This is a genomic window from Bartonella sp. AP57NXGY (genome assembly GCF_042195805.1).
Classification (GTDB): Bacteria; Pseudomonadota; Alphaproteobacteria; order Rhizobiales; family Rhizobiaceae; genus Bartonella.
Map to the genome: position 1 here is coordinate 1 of NZ_JBHIOZ010000200.1, position 2,116 is coordinate 2,116.

A 2,116-nucleotide genomic window follows, 5' to 3' on the forward strand; every position below is an offset into this window, starting at 1 on the left:
GTTTCATCAAATTGTTGGGCAATAAAAAAGCTAAGTCCTGCACCGATAGATGTTTGAAGAAAGCCGGATACAGAAGAAGCTGTTCCAGCTATTTCTCCTACAGGTTCAAGAGCGAGTGTATTGAAATTGGCCATAATACCACCGCAGGTAAACATTAATATACAATATAACGTCATATAAAAAGGAAAAGGGATAACACCACCTGCTAAGATGGACCCAATAAACCAAATGCATGAAGTGGCACAAAAGAGCAAAAGCATAGTATGAGCAATACGCCGCATTCCAAGGCGTCCAACGAGTTGAGAGTTAAAGAATGATGATAGAGCTTGAAATGCAGCACCAACTGCAAAAGCAATAGGGAACCAAAGTCCTAGATTATAGATCCCTTCATATGTTTGTTGTGATGTATTAACGGCGGTAAAGATACAGCCTAAAATAATGGAAGTTGCAAGTGTATAGCAAAGTGTTGTACGATTGGTTATTACAATCCATAAGTTGTGTTTAACTGAAGAAAAGGAAAGAGAGCGTTGCGCATAAAGAGTTTCAGGCAAGCGCAGTTGAATCCAAATCATCAGTCCTAAACCAATCATTGCCATGAAAATAAAAATATATTGCCAATGTCCAAGCAGTAAAATGATCTGTCCTGTTGCGGGACCAATCATTGGTGCAACAAGAAAAACCATCATAACAATAGACATAACTTCTGCCATTTTTCGACCACTGTAAAGATCACGTACGACGGAAACTGTAAGAACTCGCATAGCAGCCCCTCCAATTCCTTGCAAGATACGTAAAATAAGTAAGAGAGAAAAATCAGTTACAAAGGCACAGCCAATCGCCGTAAATGAATAAAAAGCAAGCCCGAGAAGAATAAGTTTACGTCGTCCATACCTATCGCTTATTGGACCGAAAAATATTTGAGCAATACCATAGCTAATAAGATAACTCGAAATGATATAATGTTGATCATTTTCATTGAGAACATTTAAGCCGTCTAAAATATCGGGCATAGCTGGCAGCATAATATCAACAGCTATAGCGTTAATAGCCATGAGCGAAGCAATAAGAATAACAAATTCTTTATAGCCAATTTTGTTTCTAATCGCATCTCTATGCGTTTGTTCATCGACTGAATATGACATATGGCATCCTTGAAATAAAAATTTCGTCTGAAAACAGCTCTTTTTAAGAGTCTGAATAAAATGAAAGATACCTATGATTGATTACATGGAATATTTTTTTCTTTCAAAAGTTCCTGTAACTCATTGTTTTGAAACATCTCTTTAACAATATCACAGCCTCCGATAAATTCACCTTTGATATAAAGCTGTGGAATTGTTGGCCAATTTGAGTAATCTTTAATCCCTTGACGCAATTCGTTAGAAGTTAAGATATTAATCCCTTTATAATTCAATCCTAAATAATCAAGAATTTGAACAACTTGTCCTGAAAACCCGCATTGCGGAGCGTCAGGTGTTCCTTTCATGAATAAAATGACGTCGTTTGTTTTAATTTCGTTGTCAATAAAATCATGAACAGTGGTCATTTTTATCCCTCGATATTTCAGATTTTTATCAGTGTGTAATTTATATTCATACTGCTTTTAATCGTATTAAATGTGTGAATGCAAGAAGAAATTTTAGATTATTTTGGGACATTTGTTTGCAACATTAAGGCGTGAAGGTCATTTCCCATATTGCCTTTAAGGGCATCATAGACCATTTTATGTTGTTGAACACGGGTTTTACCACGAAAACTTTCAGAAATAACTTCTGCAGCATAATGTTCCCCATCTCCAGCAAGATCACGAATTCTTACAGTAGCATCAGGAATGCCTTCACGAATAAGCGTTTCAATTGCATGGGCACTCATTGCCATCATTATTCTCCTATGTTGTTCATTTTTTATAAAGGCTGTTTAAGAGAAAAAACAATTTTTATTCTTCACCCATAAATTGTGGAAACCAGTTTTCATAGGCTTTTGTGAGTTTGTCTACTGAAAGTGTTAATATCCCATCTATATTAAGAGAAGTACCCTCGACTTGACCTAGCTCTGTTAAAGAAACTGTATTGATTTGTGCACGCTCTTTAAGACTATTAAGAGAGTGAGGTTTGAC

Annotated in this window: 4 protein-coding genes; all 4 read right to left on the bottom strand. The window is 36.1% G+C overall.

Annotated elements, in window-relative coordinates; translation table 11 throughout:
• Nucleotides 1-1,142: multidrug effflux MFS transporter (locus ACFIL8_RS09420; RefSeq protein ID WP_375689568.1), on the bottom strand; the 1,142-nt coding region annotated here is incomplete at its 3' end.
• Nucleotides 1,143-1,213: 71 nt separating this feature from the next.
• The gene (gene grxD / locus ACFIL8_RS09425) at nucleotides 1,214-1,546 is read right to left on the bottom strand and encodes a Grx4 family monothiol glutaredoxin (RefSeq protein ID WP_375606638.1); all 333 of its coding nucleotides are present in this window, start codon (nucleotides 1,544-1,546) and stop codon (nucleotides 1,214-1,216) included.
• A gap of 98 nt (nucleotides 1,547-1,644) precedes the next feature.
• Complete coding sequence (locus ACFIL8_RS09430) at nucleotides 1,645-1,878, bottom strand: BolA/IbaG family iron-sulfur metabolism protein (RefSeq protein WP_375611543.1); 234 nt, start codon at nucleotides 1,876-1,878, stop codon at nucleotides 1,645-1,647.
• Nucleotides 1,879-1,936: 58 nt separating this feature from the next.
• Nucleotides 1,937-2,116: hypothetical protein (locus ACFIL8_RS09435; RefSeq protein ID WP_375689570.1), on the bottom strand; the 180-nt coding region annotated here is incomplete at its 5' end.